Annotated in this window: 1 pseudogene; it reads left to right on the top strand. The window is 44.4% G+C overall.

Features of this window, described 5'->3' with window-relative positions:
• Positions 1–237, top strand: a pseudogene (locus tag CWB66_RS21845) (aconitase family protein); the annotation flags it as partial.
• Between the last annotated feature and the right edge of the window lie 29 nt (positions 238–266).

The raw sequence follows: 266 nt of genomic DNA, 5'->3' as shown, positions 1-266 counted from the left end.
ATCGAAACGCCAGCTTGTTCCCTACGTATGGGTAACCAAGCACGTGTTGCAGAAAAAGCAACGGTTGTGTCTACTTCTACACGTAACTTCCCTAATCGTTTAGGTAATGGCGCAAACGTATTCATAGCATCATCTGAACTTGCTGCAGTTGCAGCTATTTTATGTAGATTACCAACATCTGCTGAGTACCAAGAATACGCAGCGAAGATCAATGCACCGGCGTCAGATACATACTGTTAGTTGAACTTCCACCGTATGCCTGCTTA

The sequence above is a fragment of the Pseudoalteromonas sp. S558 genome (assembly GCF_005886635.1).
Lineage (GTDB): Bacteria > Pseudomonadota > Gammaproteobacteria > Enterobacterales > Alteromonadaceae > Pseudoalteromonas > Pseudoalteromonas aliena.
The sequence above is the reverse complement of the archived record's forward strand: the minus strand, read 5'-3'. Positions and strand labels throughout refer to the sequence as shown.